Origin of the sequence: Mycobacterium interjectum, assembly GCF_900078675.2 — a bacterium.
GTDB classification, from domain to species: Bacteria; Actinomycetota; Actinomycetes; order Mycobacteriales; family Mycobacteriaceae; genus Mycobacterium; species Mycobacterium interjectum.
Genome location: NZ_LT546236.1, coordinates 552,204 through 577,025, shown reverse-complemented (window position 1 = coordinate 577,025; position 24,822 = coordinate 552,204). Strand labels below are relative to the sequence as shown.

Sequence of the window (24,822 nt, the reverse complement as noted above, 5' to 3'; positions counted from 1 at the left end):
AGTCCCGGCGTCGCGGGTCGTTCGTCGCCGCGTTCGCTAGTCGGAAAGCCGGGCCCGAGCGGCGATGTAGGCCATGACGCGGTCGAGGATCAGGTCGTAGGTGTCGCCGTCTTCCACGAGGCGGACCAGTCCCTCCCGGCGCAGAAAGCCGTCCAGGCGTCGATCCAGCGGCCAATCGGCATAAGCGTCGTCGGCATAGGACGAATGCAGGAATTGCCACGCGAGGGCGTCGACGTCGCTGTCGGTCAGTAACGGGGGACCGCTTGGCGCAGGGGTCATTTCAGTCTCGGGCCCGATCCGGCGATGGCCGCCTGCACCGCGGCAAACCGTGACCGCGCCCGCTCGTCGGCGGCCTTTTGCTCGGCCGCGGTGACGACGATCGCGTCCGGGCCCGGGTAGACCGTCGCCTGTTCATCCGTGTCAAGCCACCGAACCCGGTACGGCGGCTCACCTTCCGGCGAACGCACCTCGGTGATCAGCCCGCGCACGTCCCGTCGGCCGATCGCGCCGCTCTTGATCACCAGCCAGTCCCCGACCGTGGCCTTCATGGTCGGCGGATCTCCAACACGTCGCTCAACGGCCGCCGCGGGGTGGGCTCGGGAGCCAACTCGCCCTCGGGTTCGATGCCTACCCGGATCAGAACCTGGGGCACCGCCGCGGGACGGCCCGTGAGATCGGCAATGACGTCGCGACTGGACGCCAGCTCCGTGAGGTGCGTGACCGGGCAGGTGGCCAGCCCGGCCATCGTGCACTCGAGCAGGATCGCCGACAGCGCCTCGCCGCAGTTCAGGGCGTCGGCGCGAGTATCCCGCGGCGTTGACAGCACGAGGACCTTCGCCTGGTCGTAGGTACCCGCGGAGCTGCGCTCGTCGGCCGGGTCGATGGGGAACCGGCGGTTGACGTCGACCCGTCGGGCGTCCGACTGAGAAACCAGCGCGTTGTCGGGTATGCCCTCCGCCTCCCGCAAAGGCGATGTCCACCAAAGCAATTCGTGCTGGTACGAATCGTCATAGCGGCGCAACGTATCGGTGAGCCGCGACGCATCGGCCAATTGCGGTCGCGCTTTGTCGCTCAGCACGTCGAGGAAAACCGCATCCGTGTCGAACGCGCTGCGCAGTACGGGTTCGAACGATCCCCAATGCTTGGGGGCGCCAAACGGCAACCGGTTGGTCCGGCGATGCAGTATCGCGTCGGCGCGATCCCGCCGTGCTTGCGGCACGAAGTCGACCGGGGCGAAGCCGGCCGACGCGAGGTGGTCCAGGTTGTTCGGGTTGGGAAACGGATCGACTTTGGTGTCCCACCCCGCCGCGGCCATCGCGACCCGAAAGTGATCGAGTGCGGCGCCACAGCTGATGATCGCCTCGCGGCCCGACCGGTCGGTCGCGGTGAGCTTGCGATCGGGGTCGACGAACAGATCGACGCTGGTGTTACCCGCAACCCAGCGCCAGGGCTGGATGTTGTGCAGGGAGGGAGCCCGGCAGGCCAGTTCCACCGCGCCGGTGATCACACCGATGTCCACCATCGTTTGGGTCATTCGCTCACTCACTTCCTGTCCCAGGTCGACTTTCGGACATCTGAGCACCGCGCGCCAGGGTCCTTGGTCCCCTGCACCACGTCGATGGACCCCGCGTGCCATTGATGACTTTCGTCTCTATCGCGGCATCGGCGCGGGGCAAACGATGAGGATGCCCAGGCGAGAAGAAAAGGGCCCCCCATGGATGTCATCCGCAAGACGCCCGACGACTACTCCGTGCGTCCCAACCTCACGGACTACGAACAAACGCGCGCGCAGTTCCACTGGTCCGACGTGCCCGCGTTGTGCGAAGGCATGGGACCCGGCAGGTGCAACATCGCCTACGCCGCGGTGGACCGGCACGCCGACGGCCCGGCCGCGACCCGCACGGCGCTGCGGTTTGTCACCGACGTGGGCTGGGACGGCGCGATCACCACGCGCGACCTCAGCTATTCCGAGCTCGGCCGGCTCGTCAGGCGGTTCTCCGGCGCGCTGCGCTCGCTCGGGATCAACAGGGGCAACCGCGTGTTCACGATCATGAACCGCTCCCCCGAGCTCTACATCGCGATGCTGGGCGCGCTTCGCAGCGGCAGCGTCGTTTCCCCGTTGTTCTCCGCCTTCGGGCCAGAGCCGATCGCCACCAGGGTGAGCATCGGACAGGCCGATGTGCTGGTGACCACCCGGGCGCTCTACGAGCGCAAGATCGCCAAGATCCGCGATCGGCTGCCGTCGGTGCGGCACGTCTTCGTCGTCGACGACGGAAAGGCCGGCGGCGCGCCGCCCGGCACGCTCAACTTCTGGGACTGGCTGGACGCGGCCGACGAGAACGCGCCGATCGAGCCCACCACCGCCGAGGACCCCGCGCTGCTGCACTTCACCAGCGGCACCACCGGCACGCCCAAGGGCGCGATCCACGTGCACGGCGCCGTGGCGATGCACTACGTCACCGGTTTGTACGCGCTGGACCTGCACCCCGACGACACCTACTGGTGCACAGCCGATCCCGGGTGGGTGACCGGAACGTCCTACGGCATCATCAGCCCGCTGCTGCACGGGGTCACCTCGATCGTCGACGAGGCCGAGTTCGACGCCCAGCGCTGGTACCGGATCCTGCAGGACCAGGGCGTGTCGGTGTGGTACACGGCGCCGACCGCGATACGGATGCTGATCAAGGCGGGCCCGGAGCTGCCCGCGCAGTACCGCTTTCCCCGGCTGCGCTTCATCGCGAGCGTCGGCGAGCCGCTCAATCCCGAAGCCGTCTGGTGGGGAAAGCGGGTGCTGGGCTTGCCGATTCACGACAACTGGTGGCAGACCGAGACCGGCGGCATCATGATCGCCAACACCCCCGCGTTCGACATCAAGCCGGGCTCCATGGGCCGGCCCCTGCCCGGGGTGGACGCCTACATCGTGCGCCACAACGACGACGGGACGACGGAGGTCGTCGACGAACCGGACGTCGAGGGTGAGCTGGCGCTCAGGCCGGGCTGGCCGTCGATGTTCCGCGGCTACCTGGGCGCCGAGGAGCGGTACCGCAACAGCTTCGCCGACGGGCTCTACCTCACCGGAGACCTCGCCAAGAAGGACGCCGACGGCTACTTCTGGTTCGTCGGGCGCAAGGACGACGTGATCAAGTCCGCGGGGCACCTGATCGGCCCGTTCGAGGTCGAGAGCGCGCTGACCGATCACCCGGCGGTCGCCGAGGCCGCCGTCATCGGCATCCCCGACCCGACGGTCGGCGAGATGGTGAAAGCCTTTGTCACGCTGAAGAACGGCGTGGTCGGCGACGAAGACCTGCGCCTGGAGCTGCTGGGCCACGCGCGCAAGCGGCTCGGAGCCGCCGTGGCGCCCAAGGACATCGAGTTCGTCGAGGCGTTGCCGCACACCAGCAGCGGCAAGATCATGCGGCGGCTGCTCAAGGCGAGGGAACTCGGCCTGCCCGAGGGCGACACCTCCACGATCGAGAGACAGCCGGACCACCGCGCCGAGGGAGTGCCGTCATGACCCGCGCCGACGACGATGCAGTGGGGGTACCCCCAGCCGCGCAGCGGCGAGGGGGACGAAGCGATGAGAAGGAGCGGCGCCCGGAGGCCGGAGTCAAGCTGGCCCACGAGCTGCTGTCGGACATGGTCCGGGTGCGCCGCATGGAGGAGAAATGCGCGGAACTGTACAGCGCGGCCAAGATTCGCGGGTTCCTGCACCTCTACGTCGGCGAGGAGGCCGTCGCCGCCGGCTCGCTGCGCGCGCTGGCCGACGACGACGCCGTGGTCGCGACCTACCGTGAGCACGCGCACGCGCTGCTGCGCGGCATCCCGATGACCTCGATCATGGCCGAGATGTTCGGCAAGCAGGAGGGCTGCTCACGCGGCCGCGGCGGCTCGATGCACCTGTTCGACGCGTCGCGGCGGTTCTACGGCGGCAACGCGATCGTCGCCGGTGGCCTGCCGCTGGCCGTGGGCATCGCGCTGGCCGACGCCATGCTGCAACAGAAGCGGGTGACGGCCTGCTACTTCGGCGACGGCGCGGTGGCCGAGGGCGCGTTCCACGAGTCGCTGAACATGGCCGCGCTGTGGCACCTGCCGGTGCTGTTCTGTTGCGAGAACAACCTTTACGCGATGGGCACCGCGCTGGACCGGGCGCAGTCGCAGACCGACCTCACCGTCAAGGCGGCGTCGTACCGCGTTCCCACGATGGCCGTCGACGGGATGGACGTCGAGGCGTGCCACGTCGCCGCGCAGCAGGGTGTCGATCACGTCCGCGACACCGGCGGGCCCTTCTTCATCGAGTTCCGCACCTACCGGTTCCGGGCGCATTCGATGTTCGACCCCGAGCTGTACCGGGACAAGGCCGAGGTCGAAAAGTGGCGCGAGCGCGACCCGATCCGGTCGTTCACCGAGAAGTGCCTCGGCGACGGCACGCTCGCGGAGGCCGACGTGCGGGATATCGAAGATGCGGCCGCCGCCGAGATCGAGGCCGCGGTGGCGTTCGCCGAGGCCGGAACATGGGAGGACGTGGCGGATCTCGAACGCGACGTCCTCACCCCGCGAGCGGAGGCGACGCGGTGAAGACGATGAAGACCACCTACCGAAGCGCCGTTCACGACGCGATGCGCGATGCGCTACGCGACGACCCGCGCGTCGTGCTGATGGGAGAGGACGTCGGTCGGTACGGCGGAACGTACGCGGCGTCCAAAGGCCTGCTGGAGGAATTCGGTCCCGGGCGGGTGCGCGACACCCCGTTGTCGGAACTGGGTTTCGTCGGGATCGGAATAGGCGCGGCGCTGGGCGGGTTACGCCCGATCGTCGAAGTCATGACGGTGAACTTCAGCCTGCTGGCGCTCGATCAGATCGTCAATACCGCTGCGGCCCTTCGCCATATGTCGGGCGGGCAGTTCTCGGTTCCGCTCGTCGTCCGGATGGCAACGGGCGCCGGGCGCCAGCTCGCCGCGCAGCACTCGCACAGCCTGGAGCCCTGGTACGCCCACATTCCGGGCATCAAGGTGCTAGCCCCGGCCACCGTCGAGGACGCCTACGGCATGCTGGGTCCCGCGCTGGCCGATCCGGACCCCGTGGTGATCTTCGAACACGTCCAGCTCTACAACACCTCGTCCGATATCGAGGCCCTCGGGCCCACCGACATCTACCGGGCGGCAGTCCGTCGCGGCGGCACCGACGTGACGGTGGCGGCCTACGGCGGCTCGCTCTGGAAGGCGCTGGACGCCGCCAACGAGTTATCCCTGGCCGGAATCGACTGCGAGGTCATCGATCTGCGAATCCTGCGGCCCCTCGACGAAGACACCATCCTCGAATCCGTGCGCAAGACGCATCGCCTCGTCGTCGTCGACGAGGCCTGGCGCAGCGGCAGTCTGGCCGCGGAGATCACCGCGCGGGTGGTGGAGGGCGCGTTCTACGACCTTGACGCCCCCATCGCCCGGGTGTGCAGCGCCGAGGTCCCGATGCCGTACGCGAAGCACCTGGAACAGGCGGCGCTGCCGCAACCCGCGCAGATCGTCGCCGCCGTGCAGAACCTCTTCGGTGAGCGGCAATGATCGAGTTCACGATGCCGGCGCTGGGCGCCGACATGGACGAGGGCACGCTCAACGAATGGCTGGTCAAGCCCGGCGACAAGGTCACACGCGGCCAGATCGTGGCGGTCGTGGAGACCACCAAGGCCGCGGTGGAAGTCGAATGCTGGCAGGAGGGGACGGTCAGCGAACTGCTCGTTCCGGTCGGTGAAACCGTCCAAGTGGGCGCCCCTTTGGCGACGCTGCTGGCCCCCGGCGAGAAGGCTCAAAAGCGGGCCGGGAAGCCCCGTCCGGCGACGAGCGACGTCACCAAGCCGGCGGCGGCGCCTGCCCAGCCGTCCGAGCCGCACCTGGCCGTCTCCGCGCCCGGCGCCCCGCAACACCGTCGCTGGGTCTCACCGGCCGCGCGCCGCCTCGCCCAATCGCTGCACGTCGACGTCGGCGCGGTCAGCGGCACCGGTCCGCAGGGTGCCGTCACCATCAGCGACGTCGAGCACGCCGCCGCCGGCCTCGCGCACGCCGCCGCCGAGGAACGCGCCGCGAAACCGGCCACCGAGACCCCGGCCAAGACCAAGCCGGCCGACCGCGCGGCTCTGATGCGAAAGTCGATCGCGGCGGCGATGAGCCGGTCCAAGCGGGAGATCCCGCACTATTACCTCGCCGACGAGATCGTGCTGGAGAACGCGCTCACCTGGCTGACCACCCGCAACGCGCAGCGCTCCATCGACGAACGCGTACTGCCGGCCGTCCTGCTGTTGAAGGCGGTCGGCGTCGCCGCGCAGCGATTCGGCGAGTTCAACGGGTTTTGGCGGGACGACGGGTTCCAACCCGGTACCGGGGTCCATGTCGGGGTCGGGATCTCGCTGCGCGGCGGCGGTCTCGTCGCGCCGGCCATCCACGACGTCCCGGAGAAGAAGCTCGACGAGTTGATGGACGATCTCACCGATCTGGTCGCGCGGGCGCGCTCCTTCTCGCTGCGAAGCTCCGAAATGTCGGATCCGACAATTACTGTCACCAACCTCGGCGACCAAGGCGTCGACGCGGTGTTCGGTGTCATCTACCCACCGCAGGTGGCGCTGGTCGGTTTCGGCCAGCCGGCCCAGCGAGTCTGCGTCATCGACGGCGGGATCCGGGTTGTCACCACGGTGCAAGCCACGCTCGCCGCCGACCATCGCGCCAGCGACGGTCACCGGGGCGCGTTGTTCCTCAAAGCCATCAACGAGCTGCTCCAGCAGCCCGACCTCTTGGAGAAGTGAGCTCATCATGACGACGACGAACGAAGACACCCGCTCGGTGGTGCTGTCCGTGCTGACCACCATCGCCCCCGAAGTCGAGCCGGACGACATCCGCGACGATGTCCTGCTGCGCGACCAGGTCGACCTCGATTCGATGGACTGGCTGAGCTTTCTGCGCGGCATCCACCGCCGGCTGCACGTGGACATCCCCGAATCGGACTACGCATCGCTGCGGACGTTGGCCGACGTCGTCGGCTACGTCGAGAAGAACGCCTCGGCGTAGGCCCTTTGCCGTCCGAATGGCCCCCGCCGACCGGGACAAACGACCCTGGCCAGCCACTCCGATGACGCCTACCGTCGATGTTATGGACGCGACCCCGGACGCCGAGACCCTGAAAAGGGCGGTGCAACTCGCGTGCCGGGCTCCGTCGGTGCACAACAGCCAGCCCTGGCGGTGGGTGGTCGAGGACGGGGCGCTGCAACTTTTCGTCGACCGCGACCGAACGGTCCCGGGCACCGACCGTTCCGGCCGGGAGGCCATCCTCAGCTGTGGCGCCGCGCTCGATCACGTTCGGGTCGCCATGCTCGCCGCGGGCTGGGGCGCGCAGACCGAACGATTTCCCAACCCCAATGACCCGAACCACCTCGCGACGATCGAATTCAGTCCGGTCGAACACGTCACGCGCGCCCAGCGCGACCGCGCCAACGCGATCCTGCACCGGCGAACCGACCGGCTTCCGATGGGGGAGCCCACCTATTGGAGCCTCTTCGAGCCCGTCGTGCGCAGCACGCTCGACGAGAGCGTCGTGACGCTCGACGTGCTCGGCGACGGGCAGCGACCCGGGCTGGCCCAGGCCTCCCGGCTCACCGAAGCGCTGCGTCGCGACGACGCGTCCTATCACGCCGAACTCGAGTGGTGGACTTCGCCGTTCGCGTGCAACGCAGGCGTGCCGCCGCGCGCGCTGTTGTCCGACAAGGAAAGCGGCCGGGTGGACGTGGCGCGCGAATTCCCGGTCAGGGGCCACGCGGATCGGCGTCCCGAGGTCGCGGTGGACTGGTCGAAAATCATGGTGCTGTCCACCCCGGGGGACACCCGGGCCGACGTGTTGCGTTGCGGTGAAGCCTTGTCGAACGTGTTGCTGGAGTGCACGATGGCCTTCCTGGCGACCTGCACGCTGACCCACCTGATCGAGCTGGACGAAAGCCGGGACATCGTGCGGGGCATGCTCGCCGGCGGCGGCCAGCCGCAGGTGCTGATCCGCGCCGGGATAGCGCCGCCGATGGAGGCCGTTCCCCCGCCCACCCCCCGGCGCGCGCCGGGCGACGTCCTGCAGATCCGCTAGCTACACTGGCACGAACCGGCAAGTGGTTGAAGAACTTTGACCCATCGAAGAAGGGTGGCTGATGTCCGGGACCGATGATGTGGTGACCATCCTGCCGGTGCACGAATGCTGGGACCTGATGGCCGGCGTCACGCTGGGGCGATTGGTCACCAGCGTGGACGGCCAGCCCGAGATCTTTCCGGTCAACTACGCCGTCCAGAACCGCACCGTGCTGTTTCGCACCGCCGAGGGCACCAAGCTGGTCAGCACCGCGATCAACAACCGCGTGCTGTTCGAGGTGGACGACCACAACGTCGCGGAGGGCTGGAGCGTCATCGTCAAGGGCCGGGCGCGCTCGCTGCGCACCGACGAGCAGGTCGAGGAAGCCGAACGCGCCCAGCTGCTGCCGTGGACGTCGACCGAGAAGACCCATTACGTGCGGGTGATGCCCGAGGTGGTCACGGGCCGCCGGTTCCGGTTCGGCCCGCCGCTGCTGGGCAGCCGCGATCGCGCCTGAGTCAACGCACCAGCCGGTGGCGGCGCGGTCGCGGCAGGAACTCCAGCGACAGCAACACCACCAGCGCCGCCGGAATGTGGTGAGCGCAGAGCACCACATAGCGCCGCTCGGCCAGGGCGTGGAACTTGCGCAGGTAGCGGTACAGGGATTCCAGGCGGATCAGCGGGTCGAGCAGGTGGATCAGGCGATACGCGATCCGCTGCAGCGGCGTGGGATCGGCGGCATCGAAGATCTCCGGAAAGGCGGCGAAAGCCAGCGAAAGGCGAAGCGCGCCCTTGCTTTTCGCATCGGCGATCATGTCAACGCTAAGTCGTTCGTCGACGCCGTTGGGGGCGTCCGGGCGCCGGAACGGCNGGCGGCGATGAGGACGTTGCCGAACCCGCCGAACGAAAGGAAGTGCGCGGACAGCGCCGCGCCCACCGCGGCGGCGGCGATCGTCGCGTGCCCGGCGGTGACCGGCCGACCCAGAAAGATGCCGCGCGCAATCAGGGCCGCGGCGACAAGCAGCGCCACCGACCAGCCGAACCTGCCGGGGGCGGCCCGATACAAGCCCAGGTGTTCGCGCACCTCCAGCAGTGCCAACCAACCCAGGGCGCAGAGCAGGATCGCGACGCTGCCGACGCGGGCCGCCGGCACGTCGGCGCTGACCAGGACCCGTTCGCGCCCGCGCCGTTTCCCGAGTAGGGGCGGCGGCTCAGCGTCGGTTGAGAAACCAGACATGGCCGGACAACAGCGTCGCGAAGGCACACCAGAGTGGATACAACGCAAGCGGTGCGGCACGCTTGCCCTGAACGGCCACCCCGCGTCTGGCCAAGTCGGCGCTGCTGCCGGCGAGTACCGCCGCCGCGATTGCCGAGGTGCCCAACAGCCGCCGGTTGAAGAACAGCCACGACCACCCGGCGTTCAACGCAAGGTTCACAGCCAGGGCGGTCACATACTCGCGTCGCTCGCGCTTCTGCCCGCGACGCTCCAGCTCGTCCAGGACGTTCGACGACACGATCGCGATGTCCCCGTAGAGCAACGGCCAGACAATCGGAAACGCTTGCGGCGGGGGCTGATAGGGCGGCTTGCGCAACGACCGATACCACGGTGAAGCGGCCGGCCGACTGGCCAGACCGCCGAGGACACCGGTCGCCGCCACCGCCACCGTGGTGGGGATCAGGGTCCGTGCCCGCACATCAAGCTCCCGTCCGCAGTGTCGCGGCGTGGACGAGCGTGTCCCCGGCCTGCCTGACGGTTTGTTCGGTGGACCTCGACGCGTCCGACTCGCGCGTCAGGAAGGTGGTGAGTTCCCCGATCGCGGTCATCAGCGGGGCGGGGAAGACGATGGTGGTGTTCTTTTCCACCCCGAGTTCGAGCAGGGTCTGCAGGTTGCGCAGTTGCAGGGCCAGCGGGTGGCGCATCATGGTGTCGGACGCGTCGCCGAGGGCGGCGGCGGCGCGGGCTTCCCCTTCCGCGGCAATGATTTTGGCCCGCTTCTCGCGCTCGGCTTCGGCCTCCCGCGCCATCGCCCGCTTCATGCTGTCCGGCAGCTGGATGTCCTTGAGCTCGACGAGGGTGACCTCGACGCCCCATTCCACGGTGGTGGTGTCGAGGATCTGGCGGATGCTGCCGTTGATCTTCTCGGTCTGGGCGAGCACTTCGTCGAGGGAATGTTGTCCGACGACGTTGCGCAGCGTGGTTTGCGCGATTTGGTCGATGGCGGCGTTGACGTTCTCGATCACGACGACGGCCTTGCGGGCATCGACGACCCGGAAGTAGGCAACCGCGGCGATGTCGACGCTCACATTGTCCCGGGTGATGATGCCCTGCGACTGGATCGGCATGGTCACGATGCGCATCGAAATCCGCAACAGGCGGTCGATGATCGGAACGATGAACCGCAGGCCGGGTTCGCGCACCGCGATCACCCGGCCGAGCCGAAAGTGCACACCGCGCTGATACTGCTGCACCACCCTGATCGAGGCGATCGCCAGCAGCGCCACGACGACCGATCCGGAAACCATCCACGCAATGGCACTCTGACTCATGCCACTGACGCTAGGGCCGCCGCGATCGTCAGTCAGCGGCCAAAAGTCCCCCGTCACCCCACCGAAGGACCCTTTCGCCGGCGGTTGATTTCGGCCACCGCCATGCCGACCACCGCAGGGACGGCGCGCTGCACGGCAGGGGTCAAACCGGCGCCATGACCGGTGTCGGCGACGNATCGTGCGGGGCATGCTCGCCGGCGGCGGCCAGCCGCAGGTGCTGATCCGCGCCGGGATAGCGCCGCCGATGGAGGCCGTTCCCCCGCCCACCCCCCGGCGCGCGCCGGGCGACGTCCTGCAGATCCGCTAGCTACACTGGCACGAACCGGCAAGTGGTTGAAGAACTTTGACCCATCGAAGAAGGGTGGCTGATGTCCGGGACCGATGATGTGGTGACCATCCTGCCGGTGCACGAATGCTGGGACCTGATGGCCGGCGTCACGCTGGGGCGATTGGTCACCAGCGTGGACGGCCAGCCCGAGATCTTTCCGGTCAACTACGCCGTCCAGAACCGCACCGTGCTGTTTCGCACCGCCGAGGGCACCAAGCTGGTCAGCACCGCGATCAACAACCGCGTGCTGTTCGAGGTGGACGACCACAACGTCGCGGAGGGCTGGAGCGTCATCGTCAAGGGCCGGGCGCGCTCGCTGCGCACCGACGAGCAGGTCGAGGAAGCCGAACGCGCCCAGCTGCTGCCGTGGACGTCGACCGAGAAGACCCATTACGTGCGGGTGATGCCCGAGGTGGTCACGGGCCGCCGGTTCCGGTTCGGCCCGCCGCTGCTGGGCAGCCGCGATCGCGCCTGAGTCAACGCACCAGCCGGTGGCGGCGCGGTCGCGGCAGGAACTCCAGCGACAGCAACACCACCAGCGCCGCCGGAATGTGGTGAGCGCAGAGCACCACATAGCGCCGCTCGGCCAGGGCGTGGAACTTGCGCAGGTAGCGGTACAGGGATTCCAGGCGGATCAGCGGGTCGAGCAGGTGGATCAGGCGATACGCGATCCGCTGCAGCGGCGTGGGATCGGCGGCATCGAAGATCTCCGGAAAGGCGGCGAAAGCCAGCGAAAGGCGAAGCGCGCCCTTGCTTTTCGCATCGGCGATCATGTCAACGCTAAGTCGTTCGTCGACGCCGTTGGGGGCGTCCGGGCGCCGGAACGGCGCGTCGAGGCTGACCTCCGCTCCCCCGTCCGCGGTCGCGTATCGGTGAAACGCCACCACCCGGCCGCGCCGATCGCGCGCGACGGCCAGCTTGATCCCGGGGTAGCGGCCCCGCAGGGCGCCGTCGAGGTTCATGCAGAAGCCCCGTTCGGTGCGCGCCGCGCGGTGTGCGGCGTACAGCACGTCGGTCAGCTCGGCGGTCAGCGCCTGATCGAGTTCCTGTTCGTCGACGATTTGGGTGGTGACCCCGCAGTTGCGGGTGCGTTGCACGGCCTGGCGCAGGTTGCGGAAGCGGCGTCCCCGCAACGTGAAGTGGCGAACGTCGACGACCACGTCGCGGCCGATCGGCACCGCGAGCATCTTCTGCCCGACCACGCCGTCGCGCCATAGCCCCAGGTGCCGTTCACCGGCGGCCAACACGATGATCTGCCATCCCCTGCTTCGGCACATGCGGACGAAATCGGTTACCAGACGCTCGAATTGGGTGACGTCGCCGATCGGATCACCGCTGACGACGGCGAACCCGAGCCGGGTGCGGTACGCGATCGCCGCGGAGCCCTCGGGGTTGAAGTGGTAGCTCTTGCCCGAGTGCATGGCGAAGGGCGCCAACGCGTCCTCGCGGGTGGCGTCGACGAGCGCCCACACCCGCTCCAGCAGCTCCGGTTGCGGTTTGGCCGTCGTCGGCGACATGAGCGCGAGCCCGCCGGCGGCGATGAGGACGTTGCCGAACCCGCCGAACGAAAGGAAGTGCGCGGACAGCGCCGCGCCCACCGCGGCGGCGGCGATCGTCGCGTGCCCGGCGGTGACCGGCCGACCCAGAAAGATGCCGCGCGCAATCAGGGCCGCGGCGACAAGCAGCGCCACCGACCAGCCGAACCTGCCGGGGGCGGCCCGATACAAGCCCAGGTGTTCGCGCACCTCCNCTTCAGCGCCAGCCCGCGCTCGACGGCCCGCGCGTGGTCGCGTGCCATGCCGATGATGTCGGGATAGCCGAGGAAGTCCGGCGCGTGCAGCAGGTAGATGTGCAGGACGTGACTGTGGATCCATTCGCCGCAGTACAGCAGGCGCCGCAACGCGACGAGCTCCTCGTCCACCCGCACGCCGCAGGCGTCTTCGATCGCGTTGCAGGCGCTGACCTGATAGGCGACCGGGCAGATGCCACAGACCCGCGCGGTCAGGTCGGGCGGCTCGGTATGGGCGCGCCCGCGCAGGAACGCCTCGAAAAATCGCGGTGGCTCGTAGATGTTGAGCTGCACGCTTTGCAGGGCGCCGTCTTTCAGCGTGACGTGCAGCGCGCCCTCGCCTTCCACACGCGTCAGCGTGCCGACGCTCAGCGTGCGGGTGGACTGATTCACTGCTGGCTCCGTTCGGCGGTGAAAGCGGTGACGTTGAAGGTCGAGAACACCCGGTCGACGTCGCCGTCGGACATGCCGTCGCGGCGCAGCAGCGGGATCAGCGTCGCGGTTGCCGGCGCCGCGGACGGCCCGAAACAGCCGAAGCAGCCGCGATGGTGCCGGGGGCACAGCGCCCCGCAGCCCGCGTGCGTCACCGGGCCGAGGCACGGGATGCCCTCGGAGACAACGACGCACGTGACGCCGCGCTGCTTGCACTCGGTGCACACCGTCTTGGCCGGGATCCGCGGTTTGCGCCCGATCAGCAGCGCCGCGAGGGTGTCGAGCAGCTGACCGCGGTCGATCGGGCAGCCCGGCAGCTGGTAGTCGACCTTGACGTGCGCCGACGCCGGCGTGGAGGTGGCAAGCGTGTCGACGTACTCGGGCTTGGCGTAGACGACGGACGCGAACTCGGCGACGTCGGCGAAGTTGCGCAGCGCCTGCACTCCCCCGGCCGTGGCGCACGCGCCGATGGTGACCAGAACCTTGGACTGCTCGCGAATTTCGCGGATGCGTTGCTCGTCATGGCGGGTGGTGACCGAGCCCTCGACCAGCGACACGTCGTAGGGGCCGCCGACCATCGCGCTGGAGGCCTCGGCGAACGTAGCGATCTGCACCTGGTCGGCGAGGGTGAGCAGTTCGTCCTCGCAGTCCAGCAGGGTCAGCTGGCAGCCGTCGCAGGAGGCAAACTTCCACACGGCCAACGTGGTTGGGCCCATCTACAGCTCCTTCACTTGCAGCAGCGGGCCGGCAACGTCGTAGCCGACGACCGGGCCGTCGCGGCACAACAGCAGCGGTCCCAGCTGGCAGTGACCGCACCAGCCGACCCCGCACTGCATGTTGCGCTCCAGCGATACCCGAATGTCTTGGGCGGCGAGGCCTTTGGCGAGCAGGGCCTCCGCGCCGAACCGCAGCATCGGCTCCGGCCCGCACAGGAACGCGGTGGTACGGCCGGGGTTGAGTTTGAGCCGGCGCAGCGGCTCGGTGACCAGTCCGACCTCGCCCCGCCAGCCCTGGACCGGGACGTCGACCGTGACGTGCAGCTCGATTTGCGGGTCCTGGGCCCACTNCGGCCCGCGCCGGGACGTCGACGAACGGGCGCGGCGGGCGCTGGTATTCGTCGATGATGCGCAGCGCCTCCTCGACCGCGTAGACGACCTCGACGGCGCGGACGACGATGCTGCGGAACGGGTTTCGGCATTCGCCGGCAAGCCCGGCGCCGGCGGCGGCCTGCGCCGCGACGGGCGAAAGCGCCGCCGAGTTCAGCGAGTAACGGGCCAGGGGCCCGGTCAGGTAGCGACCGCCGTCGAGAGTCGCGTGCAGCGCGGTGGAGTAGGGCACCTGCGACTCGACGACGTGCGCGGTGAACTCGGCCACCGGAAACGACGGACCCGCGCTGCGCCCGATGGCGCCGTTCTCGATCGGGTACCGGCCGGGCGCCGTGAGCGCGAGCAACTCGTGGTCGAGCTCGAGGTCGGGGAACTCGAAGCCGGACACCCACTCGACGGTCGCAAGCGCGTTGTCCAGCGCGCGGCGCAACAGCTCGGCGATCGGCGCGAACTCGGAACGCGTTGGCACCGAATAGAATCCGCCTAGCCGCACGTTGACGGGGTGTATCGCGCGCCCGCCGACGAACTCCATCAGCTGGTTGCCCGCCTTCTTCAGCGCCAGCCCGCGCTCGACGGCCCGCGCGTGGTCGCGTGCCATGCCGATGATGTCGGGATAGCCGAGGAAGTCCGGCGCGTGCAGCAGGTAGATGTGCAGGACGTGACTGTGGATCCATTCGCCGCAGTACAGCAGGCGCCGCAACGCGACGAGCTCCTCGTCCACCCGCACGCCGCAGGCGTCTTCGATCGCGTTGCAGGCGCTGACCTGATAGGCGACCGGGCAGATGCCACAGACCCGCGCGGTCAGGTCGGGCGGCTCGGTATGGGCGCGCCCGCGCAGGAACGCCTCGAAAAATCGCGGTGGCTCGTAGATGTTGAGCTGCACGCTTTGCAGGGCGCCGTCTTTCAGCGTGACGTGCAGCGCGCCCTCGCCTTCCACACGCGTCAGCGTGCCGACGCTCAGCGTGCGGGTGGACTGATTCACTGCTGGCTCCGTTCGGCGGTGNTAGCGCGAGGCGCCGGACTGGCGGACGCTGCCGCCGCCGTGCACGTAGGTGAAATCGAATTCGAAGCACGACGACCACTCCCGCCACCGCTCGGCGTGCTCGCCGGTGAGGTCGCTGACATCCTCGGTGCTGGTGCAAAAGCAGGTCGGGCAGACCATCGTGCAGTTGCCACAGGTCAGGCAGCGGCTCGCGACCTCGTCCCACTGCGGCGACTCGCGGTTTCGGATCAGCAGCTCCCGCAGATCGGTCTCCGGCATCTGGCGGCCCATCTTTTGGGCTGCGGCCTCGACTTCGCCTCGCGCAGAAGCGACTTCGTCATCGCCGGCGGCCCGGTGCGGCACCGCGGCGAGCACGTCGGCGCCCTCCGGGCTGCCGACGTCGACGAGGTAGGCGGCACCGGCGAGGCGCTCGGTGAGGGCGAGGTCGTAACCGGGCCCCGCCGCGGGGCCGGTGCCCATCGATGCGCAGAAGCACAGTCCGCCCGGTTCGGTGCAGTTCACGGCGACGACGAAGGCCCGCCGCCGGCGCCCGACATAGGAATTGTCCGGATAGTCGGTGCGGCCGAGCACGCCGTCGAGGGTGGCGATCGCTGCCAGGTCACACCCGCGCACTCCCAGGAACGCGTAGCGCGGGGCTTCCTTTCCGGGGTCATCGATGTCGGGCTCGCCGGTCCCGTCCCGGGTGCCGGCCCATATCCGCTGTCGCGGTGGGTGGAGGAATTGTTTCCACGACTGCGGGCCGGCCGAGTGCCCGAACGCCGCGCCGTCGTCGCGGCGGCGCACCCGGTAATGCCCGGGGCTGACGTCGACGCCCCAGCCGCGTGGCAGGTCGTCTGCCGACTCGAGTTCTGCGAGCACGATCGCGTTGTCCCGCAGCGTCGGACCGACCACCCGATAGCCCCGCTCGATCAGCACCTCGACGAGGCGGTACAGGCCGGCCGCATCCAACGACGCGGCCTGATGGTCTACGCCGTTTCCGGTCACCGCCACATCATCCGCCTAGATCGCTTGCGCCGCTGCCGTCGTGCCCATTCACCCATTCGACGAAGTCCGAGAGGTCGCGCCGCGGCGTCGCCGGCAACGGGTCGGCGTTGATCGTCGCCCAGCCCACCCGAAGCAGCATCTGCGGGTAATCACCCCCGCCGAAGATGTCGGACCGGACCGACTCGCGCGTTTCGGCGATCTCCAGCGGTTCGGTGACCGGGCAGCTGGCCAGCCCCAACGACGTCGCGGTCAGGAGCACGAGGCTGGTGGCCTCACCGGCGCGCAGCCGCGCCAGCCGATCGTCGGCCCGGGTTCCCAGGGCGAGCACGACGGCACTGTCGTCGCCGGGCGACGAGTCCCGCGGCATCGGCAGCGCGGGACCGGCGAAAAATCGGCCCGGTATTTTCGCCGCGGGGTCCGACGCCGGCGTGCTGTGGGCCGGAACCCCCGCGACCGAGGCGTAACGCCCGCTCCATGCGGTGAGCTCGGCGAGGTAATCGCGGTTGATGTGCTCCGCAACGGATTCGGCGACGATCTTGTGCAGCTTGTCGAGGTCTTCGACTTGGCACAGAGTCACGCCGTTTCGGGCCGCCCTCGCGGCCATCAGCGCGATGTCGGCGACCGGCACGGGCCAGGAGCTGTAGTGGCGCCGGTCGGTGCGGCGCCGCGGTATCGCCGCGGCAAGCGCGATGTCGACGGCGTCGGCGGGGTACGGGGACAATTCGATCGCGGCAAGGTGGTCGGGGTCGTCCGGGTTCGGCAGCCGGGTCACCTTGGACAGCCACCCGACGGCCGCGAAGGCGGCGACGCAGTGGTGCAGCGCGGTGCCGCAGCTCAGGATCAGGTCGCGGCCGTCCGGGTCGGTGTTGGGTAATTGCCGTTCGGCGTCGGCGTACAAGTGCAGGCTCGCGGCGTCGACGCGCCACCGCCACGGTTGCGTGTTGTGCACCGAGGGTGCCCGGGATGCCAGCGTCAGGACGGTCCGGACCGTGCCGGCGTCCGGAAATCGTGCGGTCATGGCTGCGGTTCCCTTCGGGTAAAGCTCCTGCACACCACAATGCGGAATCACCCCGGGCGAAACGAGAGCATGACGGCACTAGGCAAAAGGACTTTGGGCCAATCCCTAGGGAGCGCTCACCCGAGCCTGGCCGCGTGCCGCCAGCGCGCCCGCGATCGACGTGGCGGTGACCGTCAGCAGGGCGCCGAACATCAGCGCCGACGCTTCGCCCGCGACGAGAAGGTGTTCTTGGGTACCGATGGTGGCCGCGGCCACCGGCACCCCGAGCTGGCCCGCCGACAGCACCGCGAGCGTCAGCGGCTGTCCCAGCAGCCTTCCCGCGCAGTGCGCCAGCACGGCGCCCAGTCCCAGCCCGATGCCGAGCAGGATCAGCTTCGGGTGAGATCCCAGCTCCCGCACTTGCAGCGAGGCACCCAGCCAGACGAAGAACAGCGGGCTGAAGAACCCCTCCGTGATGCCGAACAATTGGCGCGCCAGCCGGTGTGGTTCGCCGACCAAAGCGATCACCAGACCCAACGCGAAGCCCGCCAGCATGATCGACACGTGGGTGTCGGCGGCGAGCGCCGCGAGCCCGAACAGCACGACCAGGTTCGTCCGCAATTCCAGCGCGAACCGGTGATCCTCGGAGTACACATGCAGGCGCCGGCGCCAGCCCCTGCGGTCGGCTCCGCGCAGCAGCAGGAACAGCACCACCGCGCAGGCCGCGATCGCCAGCCCACCGAGCGCGGCGATCGGGGCGCGTTTTAAATCGATCACCAACGGCAGCAACACAATACACGCGGCGTCGGCGATGGCGATCNCGCCGGCGGCGTCGATGCCGCGCCGTCGATCACCACGGCGAGCCCCGCGCCCGACCACGCCTCCAGCAGGCTCATGGGCTCCACGACGTCGGTGACGACCCGAACCCCATTGAGCCCCAATCGGTCCAGCTCGTCGGCCGCCACGATGCCGACGCCGTCGTCTCGGCGGTAGCGATTGCCGAGGCCGATAACGACGATGGGGCCGGTCATTGCCGGTCGACGGTCAGCTTCAGGAAGTGCGCGGAGCACGAGATGCACGGGTCGTAGCTGCGAATCAACTGCTCGCACAACGCGGTCAGCTCGGCATCGTCCAGGGAGAGGTTGCCGGACACCAGGCGGGCCAGGTCGGCTTCGATGGCCGCCTGATTCTGGGAGGTCGGCGGGATGATCGTCGCCGCGGACACCAGCCCCTCCTCGCCGATCCGGTACCCGTGATACAGCAGCNGCGGATAAGAGACCGCACCGGGCACGGGCCGACCCCGCCGGCGACCATGACCAGGTCCCGACCGGCGGCCTCGTCCAGCCCCCAGGTGGTCCCGAATGGCCCCCGGACCCCGACGACGCTGCCCGGCTCGGCGTTGTGCAGGGCGCGGCTCACCGCGCCGACCGCGCGGATGGTGTGGGTGATCGAGCCATCGGTCACCGACGGGTCGCCGCTGATCGAGATCGCGGCCTCGCCCACCCCGAACGCGTAGAGCATCATGAATTCCCCCGGTTGGGGGGTCCGCAGTGCCTCGCCGACGGGCTCCAGGCACAGCGTCGCCGAATCGGGGCTCTCCACAACGCGACTGCGCACCCGGTAGGGAACTGGCGCCATGGCCGACGCCGGCTCAGTCATCGCCGGCCATCTTGTTCATCTCCGCGGTGATGTCGATGCCGGTGGGGCACCACGCGATGCAGCGGCCGCAGCCCACGCAGCCCGACATGCCGAACTGGTCGTGCCAGGTGCCCAGCTTGTGGGTCAGCCAATGCCGGTAGCGCGAGGCGCCGGACTGGCGGACGCTGCCGCCGCCGTGCACGTAGGTGAAATCGAATTCGAAGCACGACGACCACTCCCGCCACCGCTCGGCGTGCTCGCCGGTGAGGTCGCTGACATCCTCGGTGCTGGTGCAAAAGCAGGTCGGGCAGACCATCGTGCAGTTGCCACAGGTCAGGCAGCGGCTCGCGACCTCGTCCCACTGCGGCGACTCGCGGTTTCGGATCAGCAGCTCCCGCAGATCGGTCTCCGGCATCTGGCGGCCCATCTTTTGGGCTGCGGCCTCGACTTCGCCTCGCGCAGAAGCGACTTCGTCATCGCCGGCGGCCCGGTGCGGCACCGCGGCGAGCACGTCGGCGCCCTCCGGGCTGCCGACGTCGACGAGGTAGGCGGCACCGGCGAGGCGCTCGGTGAGGGCGAGGTCGTAACCGGGCCCCGCCGCGGGGCCGGTGCCCATCGATGCGCAGAAGCACAGTCCGCCCGGTTCGGTGCAGTTCACGGCGACGACGAAGGCCCGCCGCCGGCGCCCGACATAGGAATTGTCCGGATAGTCGGTGCGGCCGAGCACGCCGTCGAGGGTGGCGATCGCTGCCAGGTCACACCCGCGCACTCCCAGGAACGCGTAGCGCGGGGCTTCCTTTCCGGGGTCATCGATGTCGGGCTCGCCGGTCCCGTCCCGGGTGCCGGCCCATATCCGCTGTCGCGGTGGGTGGAGGAATTGTTTCCACGACTGCGGGCCGGCCGAGTGCCCGAACGCCGCGCCGTCGTCGCGGCGGCGCACCCGGTAATGCCCGGGGCTGACGTCGACGCCCCAGCCGCGTGGCAGGTCGTCTGCCGACTCGAGTTCTGCGAGCACGATCGCGTTGTCCCGCAGCGTCGGACCGACCACCCGATAGCCCCGCTCGATCAGCACCTCGACGAGGCGGTACAGGCCGGCCGCATCCAACGACGCGGCCTGATGGTCTACGCCGTTTCCGGTCACCGCCACATCATCCGCCTAGATCGCTTGCGCCGCTGCCGTCGTGCCCATTCACCCATTCGACGAAGTCCGAGAGGTCGCGCCGCGGCGTCGCCGGCAACGGGTCGGCGTTGATCGTCGCCCAGCCCACCCGAAGCAGCATCTGCGGGTAATCACCCCCGCCGAAGATGTCGGACCGGACCGACTCGCGCGTTTCGGCGATCTCCAGCGGTTCGGTGACCGGGCAGCTGGCCAGCCCCAACGACGTCGCGGTCAGGAGCACGAGGCTGGTGNCTGCACGGTCACCGACAGCACATCGGGCCCCTGCAACCGCAGCGAATCGATCACCGGCAGCGCCAGCGCCGCCGACGACGAGGCCATCAGGACCGCGTACAACGCGGCGTGGCCGGTGCCGAACGCCGCCGCCAGGCAGGCACCGAGGGCCGCCGCGACGGCCCCGATCACGACCGCCCGCACCAGCGCCCGCGGTGCGGCCGAGCGCAGCTTGGGATCGCGAACCGGGACGTGGGTGCCGACCACGAACATCACCAGCGCGAAGCCGATGTTCGCCAACAACCCAAAGGTGGGGTTGGAGTCGTCCACGACGCCGAACCCGGTTTTGCCGACGATGAGCCCCGCCGCCAGTTCCCCGATGATGACCGGGATCCGCAAGCTCGGCAGCGAGGCCAGCAGCGGGCCGGCGAAACCCACCGCGGTCAGCAGCGCCAGGGTGTGGAAGCCGAACCCGTGCACCTCAGCGGCCCTTCCACGCGGTCAGCACCAAGTCATTCTGCAGGCAGGTTCGCAAAAGGTGTGGAAGTGGCCCGGAGAGTCTTGGGGACCATTTCCCCTGGTGCCAGGGGCCGCCGTTGGCTTAGCGTGCCCTGGACGGCAACCCGCGTCGGTTGCCGTCAAGTTGATCATCGGAAGAAGGAGCCCGCTATGTTCCCCCGAACCTCCCGCCGGCGCCGCGTAGCGGTCGGTGCCATCGGAGCTGGAGCAGTGACCGGCGCACTGTGGTGTGCCACCGCGGCGACCGCCGCGGCTGACGCCCCGCCGGCCAACTGCACCGCCGCCGACGTGGCCGGTGTCGCGGCGGGCGTTGCGGCGTCGCTCTCGACCTACCTGTTCACGCACCCGGACGTGAACGGGTTCTATACCGGCCTGCAGGACCGGCCCAAAGACCAGATCCGCGACGAAGTCCAGAATTACTTCAACGCCAACCCGCAGGAGCAAGCCGATTTGGAGAACATCCGGCAGCCGCTGGTCGACATCAAGCAGCGCTGCCAGTGGACGCCACTGGTCGGGGAGCCCGGTGCCACTCCCTAGGCGACGGCGACTGCGAAAGGACATGGCCATGAATCCGTTGGTGCGATCGTGGGCTGCCGCGGGGATTACGACGTTGGCTCTCACGGCGATTCCGGAAATCTGTGCCATGGTGCAGCCGTCCGGTGTGGCCCACGCCGACGTGTGCGCGAGCGTCGGCCGACGGGTTTCGGTGAGCGGGTGCACCAACGTCGCCGACACCGTCGGCACCTATGCCCCGCCGCCGGCCGACTATGCGCCGCTGCCGCAGGACTTTCCGCCGCCGCCCCCGCCGAACGTGAACGTCTGCGTCAACGCGGGCCGGCGAATCCAGGTGAGCGGGTGCACCTAGCACCCCCGAGACTAGCCGTCGGACTCGTCGGAGTCCTCGGGCTCGTCTGAGTCGTCAGGCTCCTCAGACTCCTCAGACCCGTCGGAGTCGTCCTCGGACTCGTCGGATTCATCGGACTCGTCGGATTTCTCGGACTCGTCGACCTTGTCGGCGAACTTCGTCAAGAGCCCCGCCAGTTCGCGGGCCTCCTGGGGCGCCAACAAGTCTTCGAATAACTGTTTGTCACCGTCCGAGATGCGCTCGACGCAAACCGCGTTGCTCTTGACACTGACGTCCCACCGGCCCTCCTCTTGACGAACCATGCGATCCCCACCTTCCGACACTGACTTGCTGTTAGCCGCCCGACTACTGCGTTAGTTACCCATTTCCGCCGTCGACGCAACGAACACAATTTCGTGAGGGTCTTGGATACCGCCTCGCGGCTCCGGATTCGGACAGCGCAGCGGGGCGGTGGGGAACGCATACGGTCGCGAGCGCGGCTCATCGTCTCGCCGAGGGCGAGGCGCTGGTGCGGCCCGGTATCCGGCGCTGCGAGGCGGTGCGACCAGATCGGCTCTCAGCTGGACACCAGCAGGAGCGCGGTGGTGACGAGCATGACGACCGCGGTGCCGCCGTGGACGCCCCAGGCGGTCGACTTGGCGCCGCCGTTGCGCAGCACGATGGCGGCGTCGGCGAGCGGAATGATCGTGGCGGCCAACATCACCCAGCCGATCAAGTGGGTTGCGCCGGCGATCATCAGGATGATGACGAACAGCCCCGTGGCGATGTCGCGGACGCCCTTGACGCTCAAGTAGGCGCCCTCACCCGGTCGGTCCAGATCGGGTAGCACGCCGTAGCCGGCGGCGGCGACGCGCGGCCCGACGAGGAAGCGTGCGCCGATGAAGATGATGGCCGCGGCGAGGATGCCGGCGAGGACGTAGCCGATGGTGGTGGTGATGGTCATGTCGAGCACTCCTAAGGCGTCGTCAGTGAATCGGTGAAAACGGCGTCGGGTCAAGCAATGTCGTCTCGACGTCGACGATCGCGTCGACATCGAAGCCGGCCATGTCCGCGGCGAATTCGGGGCTGGCCATGATGTGCCGAGTGAGATCGTCGGGGTCGGCGCCCGGTGGGTAGCCGATCAGCGCTACGAGTCGATTCGCGTCGCCGCCGCGCTCGGTCCACACGCCGTGCGTGGTGACCCCGAACGCCTCAAACGTGGCCAGGTGCCGCGCCCAGTGCACCGTCGTGTACTGCCGCAAAGCTTCCGGCGAGCGCAGGGTATAGATCCTGAGCTGAAGCATTGAAATCTGTCTCCTCGCAGTCGGATTCGGCTGTACAGTGTCAGATCGTCAGCGCCGCGCAGAGGGCGACCACCGCCAGGCCCTGCAGTATCGCGCGAACGTCGATGATCGAGTCCCACTTCGCCTGCAGCGCACGCCCGTTCGCAAGCGGTTGTCCGGCTTCGGCGGCCGCGGTCAGTTGCCGATTGATGGGCGCGCTCACCCGCGTGTAGAGCACAAGCCAGATCAGCAGCGGGACCAGGGCCGCGCCCGCCGCGATGGCCTGCGCCCAGTGCGCGCCGACCGCGGCCAGCACCGTGGTCAGCGTGGCGGCGACAACCCCGAGGACCCCCGGCACCGGCATGCGCCGGTCACCGTAGCGATGCACGCGTCCCGTCACCGCGACCAGGGCATCGTCGTCCACCAGCGCCAACGCCGGTCGCATCACCATCGCGCAGAACACGTCGGTGCCGTAGACCACCGCGGTGCCCAACACCGCCAGCAGTACGGCGGCGCGGGTGACGTCGTCCAAAGCCATGTTGCAACTCCCCTCACTCGCAAGTGCTAGCAACGCTAACCCTGGGGCGGCCCCGCGTCAATAGCGTTGCTAGATTTTCTAGCCATGATACCGTTAGGCATGGCCATCGAGGATCGTCGCGAACGCGAACGGGCCGCCCGCCGGCAGCTGATCATCGGAACCGCGCGCAAGCTGGCCGAGGCCGAGGGCTGGGAGGCCGTCACCACCCGTCGGTTGTCCACCGAGATCGAGTACAGCCAGCCGGTGTTGTACAAGCACTTCGCCGGCATGGATCAAATCGCCGACGCCGTCGCGCTCGACGGGTTCGCCGAACTCGCCGAGGCGATCCGCGCCGCCCACGCCGACACCGCCGCGGCCGGTGACACCCTGACCCGGATTGCCCACGCCTACCTGGATTTCGCCCGCGACAACCCGGCCGTCTACGACGCCATGTTCACCCGCGCGACCACCCTGCGGTTCGCCGCCGAGGACACACCGCCTCAGCTGACGGCGGCCTTCGCGGCGTTGCATCGAGCGGTCGCCATGGTCGCCGACGAACAGGACACCGACACCCTCACCGAGGTTTTCTGGGCGGCGCTGCACGGGCTGGTCACCCTCGGCCGCACCGGGCGCCTGCGCCCGACCCACGACTCGGAGCGGCTCCGACTGCTCGTCAGCGAGTTCACCGGAAAACCGAAGTAGGCAGAAAAATGGCTCCCGGAGTTTCCTCCGGGAGCCATTTCACCTGGTAGCGGGGACAGGATTCGAACCTGCGACCTCTGGGTTATGAGCCCAGCGAGCTACCGAGCTGCTCCACCCCGCGTTGGTAAATGACAGGTTACCGAACCCGCGTCGCGGCGGCCAAATCGCCGCCTGACCAGTGCCTTTTTCAGCGGCGGACGCGCGCGGTCAGTGCGCCGAGGCACCGGAAGTCGCCCACGGGTTGCAGGCCCACCATCAACCGCCCGTCGACCAGCCAGGCCGGTGTGCCGTCGACGCCGCGGTGGCGCGCCACCCACGCGGCCTGCCCGACACGTCGACGCCCGCGAGCAAGGCGTGCCGGTCGATGACGGCCTGGTCGTCGATGTCCTCGCCCAAAACGAAGTGCGCGTCAAACAGCCGGCGGTGCGGCTCGGCGAAAGCGCCGGGGTCATTGAGCCGCGCCCACTCCGCGGCCGCCAAAGCCCTTCTGCTCTGCGGTATCCGCCTGGTCCAGCGCGGCTGACGGCGATCTCGATCTCGGGTCCCGCGGCCCGGGTCACGCTGAAATCCGCGACGGAAGTCGCCCCGCTGCTCAAGCGGGTCGCCCGCGACATCGCCTCGGAGTTCGACAAGGAGGCGGCCGGGTAGCCGG

Annotated in this window: 26 protein-coding genes, 1 tRNA gene and 12 pseudogenes; 14 read left to right on the top strand and 25 right to left on the bottom strand. The window is 69.0% G+C overall.

Going from position 1 to position 24,822, the window contains the following annotated elements; genetic code table 11:
- Positions 1-36: 36 nt before the first annotated feature.
- The 3 genes from BN4348_RS32725 to BN4348_RS32715 are packed head-to-tail and all read right to left on the bottom strand — an operon-like array spanning position 37 to position 1,534.
- Positions 37-279 carry a hypothetical protein gene (locus tag BN4348_RS32725; RefSeq protein ID WP_066908473.1) on the bottom strand — a complete coding sequence of 81 codons (243 nt, stop codon included), beginning with the start codon at positions 277-279 and terminating at the stop codon, positions 37-39.
- Entirely contained in the window at positions 276-548 is a 273-nt protein-coding gene (locus BN4348_RS32720; protein ID WP_066908470.1) for a DUF1918 domain-containing protein, read from the bottom strand. Before BN4348_RS32720 ends, BN4348_RS32725 begins: the two co-directional genes overlap by 4 nt.
- The gene (locus BN4348_RS32715; RefSeq protein WP_066908466.1) at positions 545-1,534 is read right to left on the bottom strand and encodes an Acg family FMN-binding oxidoreductase; all 990 of its coding nucleotides are present in this window, start codon (positions 1,532-1,534) and stop codon (positions 545-547) included. The genes BN4348_RS32720 and BN4348_RS32715 overlap by 4 nt, the downstream gene beginning before the upstream one ends.
- A gap of 180 nt (positions 1,535-1,714) precedes the next feature.
- Between BN4348_RS32715 and acsA the strand changes: the two genes are divergently transcribed.
- From acsA to BN4348_RS32680, 8 genes and pseudogenes are all read left to right on the top strand, one after another.
- Positions 1,715-3,514 carry an acetate--CoA ligase gene (gene acsA / locus BN4348_RS32710; RefSeq protein ID WP_066908463.1) on the top strand — a complete coding sequence of 600 codons (1,800 nt, stop codon included), beginning with the start codon at positions 1,715-1,717 and terminating at the stop codon, positions 3,512-3,514.
- Between the two features lie 2 nt (positions 3,515-3,516).
- A pseudogene (locus BN4348_RS62670) lies at positions 3,517-3,594 on the top strand (hypothetical protein); the annotation flags it as partial.
- Positions 3,595-3,612: 18 nt separating this feature from the next.
- On the top strand, positions 3,613-4,575 hold the full coding sequence (pdhA, locus tag BN4348_RS32705) for a pyruvate dehydrogenase (acetyl-transferring) E1 component subunit alpha (RefSeq protein WP_084453933.1): 963 nt from the start codon (positions 3,613-3,615) through the stop codon (positions 4,573-4,575).
- Positions 4,576-4,580: 5 nt separating this feature from the next.
- On the top strand, positions 4,581-5,558 hold the full coding sequence (locus tag BN4348_RS32700; protein ID WP_066908592.1) for an alpha-ketoacid dehydrogenase subunit beta: 978 nt from the start codon (positions 4,581-4,583) through the stop codon (positions 5,556-5,558).
- Positions 5,555-6,790, top strand: a complete 1,236-nt coding sequence (locus BN4348_RS32695; RefSeq protein ID WP_066908460.1) for a dihydrolipoamide acetyltransferase family protein — start codon at positions 5,555-5,557, stop codon at positions 6,788-6,790. The genes BN4348_RS32700 and BN4348_RS32695 overlap by 4 nt, the downstream gene beginning before the upstream one ends.
- A gap of 7 nt (positions 6,791-6,797) precedes the next feature.
- A complete protein-coding gene (locus BN4348_RS32690; protein WP_066908457.1) occupies positions 6,798-7,052 on the top strand; it encodes an acyl carrier protein in 255 nt (84 codons plus the stop codon).
- Positions 7,053-7,134: 82 nt separating this feature from the next.
- The gene (locus BN4348_RS32685; protein WP_066908454.1) at positions 7,135-8,112 is read left to right on the top strand and encodes an Acg family FMN-binding oxidoreductase; all 978 of its coding nucleotides are present in this window, start codon (positions 7,135-7,137) and stop codon (positions 8,110-8,112) included.
- Between the two features lie 61 nt (positions 8,113-8,173).
- The gene (locus tag BN4348_RS32680; RefSeq protein WP_066908437.1) at positions 8,174-8,608 is read left to right on the top strand and encodes a pyridoxamine 5'-phosphate oxidase family protein; all 435 of its coding nucleotides are present in this window, start codon (positions 8,174-8,176) and stop codon (positions 8,606-8,608) included.
- A gap of 1 nt (position 8,609) precedes the next feature.
- On the opposite strand, the pseudogene BN4348_RS61060 reads toward BN4348_RS32680, so the two are convergent.
- The 3 genes and pseudogenes from BN4348_RS61060 to BN4348_RS32665 form a co-directional block, all read right to left on the bottom strand.
- Positions 8,610-8,960: pseudogene (locus BN4348_RS61060) on the bottom strand (phosphatidylglycerol lysyltransferase domain-containing protein); the annotation flags it as partial.
- A gap of 342 nt (positions 8,961-9,302) precedes the next feature.
- Positions 9,303-9,785 carry a TspO/MBR family protein gene (locus BN4348_RS32670; protein WP_066908443.1) on the bottom strand — a complete coding sequence of 161 codons (483 nt, stop codon included), beginning with the start codon at positions 9,783-9,785 and terminating at the stop codon, positions 9,303-9,305.
- Between the two features lies 1 nt (position 9,786).
- Complete coding sequence (locus BN4348_RS32665; protein WP_066908440.1) at positions 9,787-10,638, bottom strand: slipin family protein; 852 nt, start codon at positions 10,636-10,638, stop codon at positions 9,787-9,789.
- Between the two features lie 178 nt (positions 10,639-10,816).
- On the opposite strand from BN4348_RS32665, the gene BN4348_RS61055 reads away from it, so the two are divergent.
- Together BN4348_RS61055 and BN4348_RS32660 are read left to right on the top strand one after the other, a co-directional pair.
- Positions 10,817-10,945, top strand: a complete 129-nt coding sequence (locus BN4348_RS61055) for a hypothetical protein (RefSeq protein WP_407937887.1) — start codon at positions 10,817-10,819, stop codon at positions 10,943-10,945.
- A gap of 61 nt (positions 10,946-11,006) precedes the next feature.
- Complete coding sequence (locus BN4348_RS32660; protein ID WP_066908437.1) at positions 11,007-11,441, top strand: pyridoxamine 5'-phosphate oxidase family protein; 435 nt, start codon at positions 11,007-11,009, stop codon at positions 11,439-11,441.
- 1 nt (position 11,442) lies between these two features.
- On the opposite strand, the pseudogene BN4348_RS32655 reads toward BN4348_RS32660, so the two are convergent.
- The 13 genes and pseudogenes from BN4348_RS32655 to BN4348_RS32600 form a co-directional block, all read right to left on the bottom strand.
- Positions 11,443-12,684: pseudogene (locus BN4348_RS32655) on the bottom strand (bifunctional lysylphosphatidylglycerol flippase/synthetase MprF); the annotation flags it as partial.
- A 32-nt stretch (positions 12,685-12,716) separates the two neighbouring features.
- A pseudogene (locus BN4348_RS32650) lies at positions 12,717-13,148 on the bottom strand (nickel-dependent hydrogenase large subunit); the annotation flags it as partial.
- Positions 13,145-13,903 carry an NADH-quinone oxidoreductase subunit B family protein gene (locus BN4348_RS32645; protein ID WP_066908430.1) on the bottom strand — a complete coding sequence of 253 codons (759 nt, stop codon included), beginning with the start codon at positions 13,901-13,903 and terminating at the stop codon, positions 13,145-13,147. The pseudogene BN4348_RS32650 and the gene BN4348_RS32645, both read right to left, overlap by 4 nt.
- Positions 13,904-14,227, bottom strand: a pseudogene (locus BN4348_RS32640) (iron-sulfur cluster-binding protein); the annotation flags it as partial.
- Positions 14,228-14,240: 13 nt separating this feature from the next.
- A pseudogene (locus tag BN4348_RS32635) lies at positions 14,241-15,275 on the bottom strand (Ni/Fe hydrogenase subunit alpha); the annotation flags it as partial.
- Positions 15,276-15,299: 24 nt separating this feature from the next.
- Positions 15,300-16,286: pseudogene (locus BN4348_RS60685) on the bottom strand (4Fe-4S dicluster domain-containing protein); the annotation flags it as partial.
- Between the two features lies 1 nt (position 16,287).
- Positions 16,288-17,298, bottom strand: a complete 1,011-nt coding sequence (locus BN4348_RS32630) for an Acg family FMN-binding oxidoreductase (RefSeq protein ID WP_066908589.1) — start codon at positions 17,296-17,298, stop codon at positions 16,288-16,290.
- A 105-nt stretch (positions 17,299-17,403) separates the two neighbouring features.
- Positions 17,404-18,099, bottom strand: a pseudogene (locus BN4348_RS32625) (cation:proton antiporter); the annotation flags it as partial.
- Between the two features lie 205 nt (positions 18,100-18,304).
- Positions 18,305-18,607, bottom strand: a pseudogene (locus tag BN4348_RS32620) (Ni/Fe hydrogenase subunit alpha); the annotation flags it as partial.
- A pseudogene (locus BN4348_RS61050) lies at positions 18,547-18,936 on the bottom strand (oxidoreductase); the annotation flags it as partial. The pseudogenes BN4348_RS61050 and BN4348_RS32620, both read right to left, overlap by 61 nt.
- Positions 18,929-20,062 (bottom strand): 4Fe-4S dicluster domain-containing protein, encoded by a 1,134-nt coding sequence (locus BN4348_RS32610; RefSeq protein WP_084453927.1) that lies wholly within the window; start codon positions 20,060-20,062, stop codon positions 18,929-18,931. The gene BN4348_RS32610 and the pseudogene BN4348_RS61050, both read right to left, overlap by 8 nt.
- Before the next feature lies 1 nt (position 20,063).
- A pseudogene (locus tag BN4348_RS32605) lies at positions 20,064-20,321 on the bottom strand (Acg family FMN-binding oxidoreductase); the annotation flags it as partial.
- 5 nt (positions 20,322-20,326) lie between these two features.
- Positions 20,327-20,785, bottom strand: a pseudogene (locus BN4348_RS32600) (cation:proton antiporter domain-containing protein); the annotation flags it as partial.
- A gap of 189 nt (positions 20,786-20,974) precedes the next feature.
- Between BN4348_RS32600 and BN4348_RS32595 the strand changes: the two are divergent.
- A complete protein-coding gene (locus BN4348_RS32595) occupies positions 20,975-21,361 on the top strand; it encodes a heme-binding protein (protein WP_066908421.1) in 387 nt (128 codons plus the stop codon).
- A 28-nt stretch (positions 21,362-21,389) separates the two neighbouring features.
- Positions 21,390-21,689 carry a hypothetical protein gene (locus tag BN4348_RS32590; RefSeq protein WP_084453932.1) on the top strand — a complete coding sequence of 100 codons (300 nt, stop codon included), beginning with the start codon at positions 21,390-21,392 and terminating at the stop codon, positions 21,687-21,689.
- 11 nt (positions 21,690-21,700) lie between these two features.
- Here BN4348_RS32590 and BN4348_RS32585 read toward each other — a convergent pair whose 3' ends face one another.
- The 4 genes from BN4348_RS32585 to BN4348_RS32570 all read right to left on the bottom strand — a co-directional run bounded on the left by BN4348_RS32585 (position 21,701) and on the right by BN4348_RS32570 (position 23,489).
- Positions 21,701-21,991 carry a hypothetical protein gene (locus BN4348_RS32585; protein WP_066908415.1) on the bottom strand — a complete coding sequence of 97 codons (291 nt, stop codon included), beginning with the start codon at positions 21,989-21,991 and terminating at the stop codon, positions 21,701-21,703.
- Between the two features lie 254 nt (positions 21,992-22,245).
- The gene (locus tag BN4348_RS32580; RefSeq protein ID WP_066908583.1) at positions 22,246-22,632 is read right to left on the bottom strand and encodes a DUF4267 domain-containing protein; all 387 of its coding nucleotides are present in this window, start codon (positions 22,630-22,632) and stop codon (positions 22,246-22,248) included.
- 22 nt (positions 22,633-22,654) lie between these two features.
- Entirely contained in the window at positions 22,655-22,972 is a 318-nt protein-coding gene (locus tag BN4348_RS32575; RefSeq protein ID WP_066908412.1) for an NIPSNAP family protein, read from the bottom strand.
- Between the two features lie 40 nt (positions 22,973-23,012).
- Positions 23,013-23,489, bottom strand: coding sequence for a DUF1772 domain-containing protein (locus BN4348_RS32570; protein ID WP_066908409.1), 477 nt, complete (start codon positions 23,487-23,489; stop codon positions 23,013-23,015).
- A gap of 99 nt (positions 23,490-23,588) precedes the next feature.
- Here BN4348_RS32570 and BN4348_RS32565 point away from each other — a divergent pair, with 99 nt between their 5' ends.
- Positions 23,589-24,170: a TetR/AcrR family transcriptional regulator gene (locus BN4348_RS32565; RefSeq protein WP_066908397.1), complete on the top strand. Its 582-nt coding sequence runs from the start codon at positions 23,589-23,591 to the stop codon at positions 24,168-24,170.
- Positions 24,171-24,214: 44 nt separating this feature from the next.
- Here the strand turns inward: BN4348_RS32565 and BN4348_RS32560 are convergent.
- Together BN4348_RS32560 and BN4348_RS62110 are read right to left on the bottom strand one after the other, a co-directional pair.
- Positions 24,215-24,291 (bottom strand) — tRNA-Met (locus BN4348_RS32560).
- A gap of 66 nt (positions 24,292-24,357) precedes the next feature.
- On the bottom strand, positions 24,358-24,483 hold the full coding sequence (locus BN4348_RS62110; protein ID WP_264034237.1) for a hypothetical protein: 126 nt from the start codon (positions 24,481-24,483) through the stop codon (positions 24,358-24,360).
- Positions 24,484-24,524: 41 nt separating this feature from the next.
- Here BN4348_RS62110 and BN4348_RS62665 point away from each other — a divergent pair, with 41 nt between their 5' ends.
- Positions 24,525-24,818, top strand: a complete 294-nt coding sequence (locus BN4348_RS62665; protein WP_066908407.1) for a hypothetical protein — start codon at positions 24,525-24,527, stop codon at positions 24,816-24,818.
- Positions 24,819-24,822: the final 4 nt, after the last annotated feature.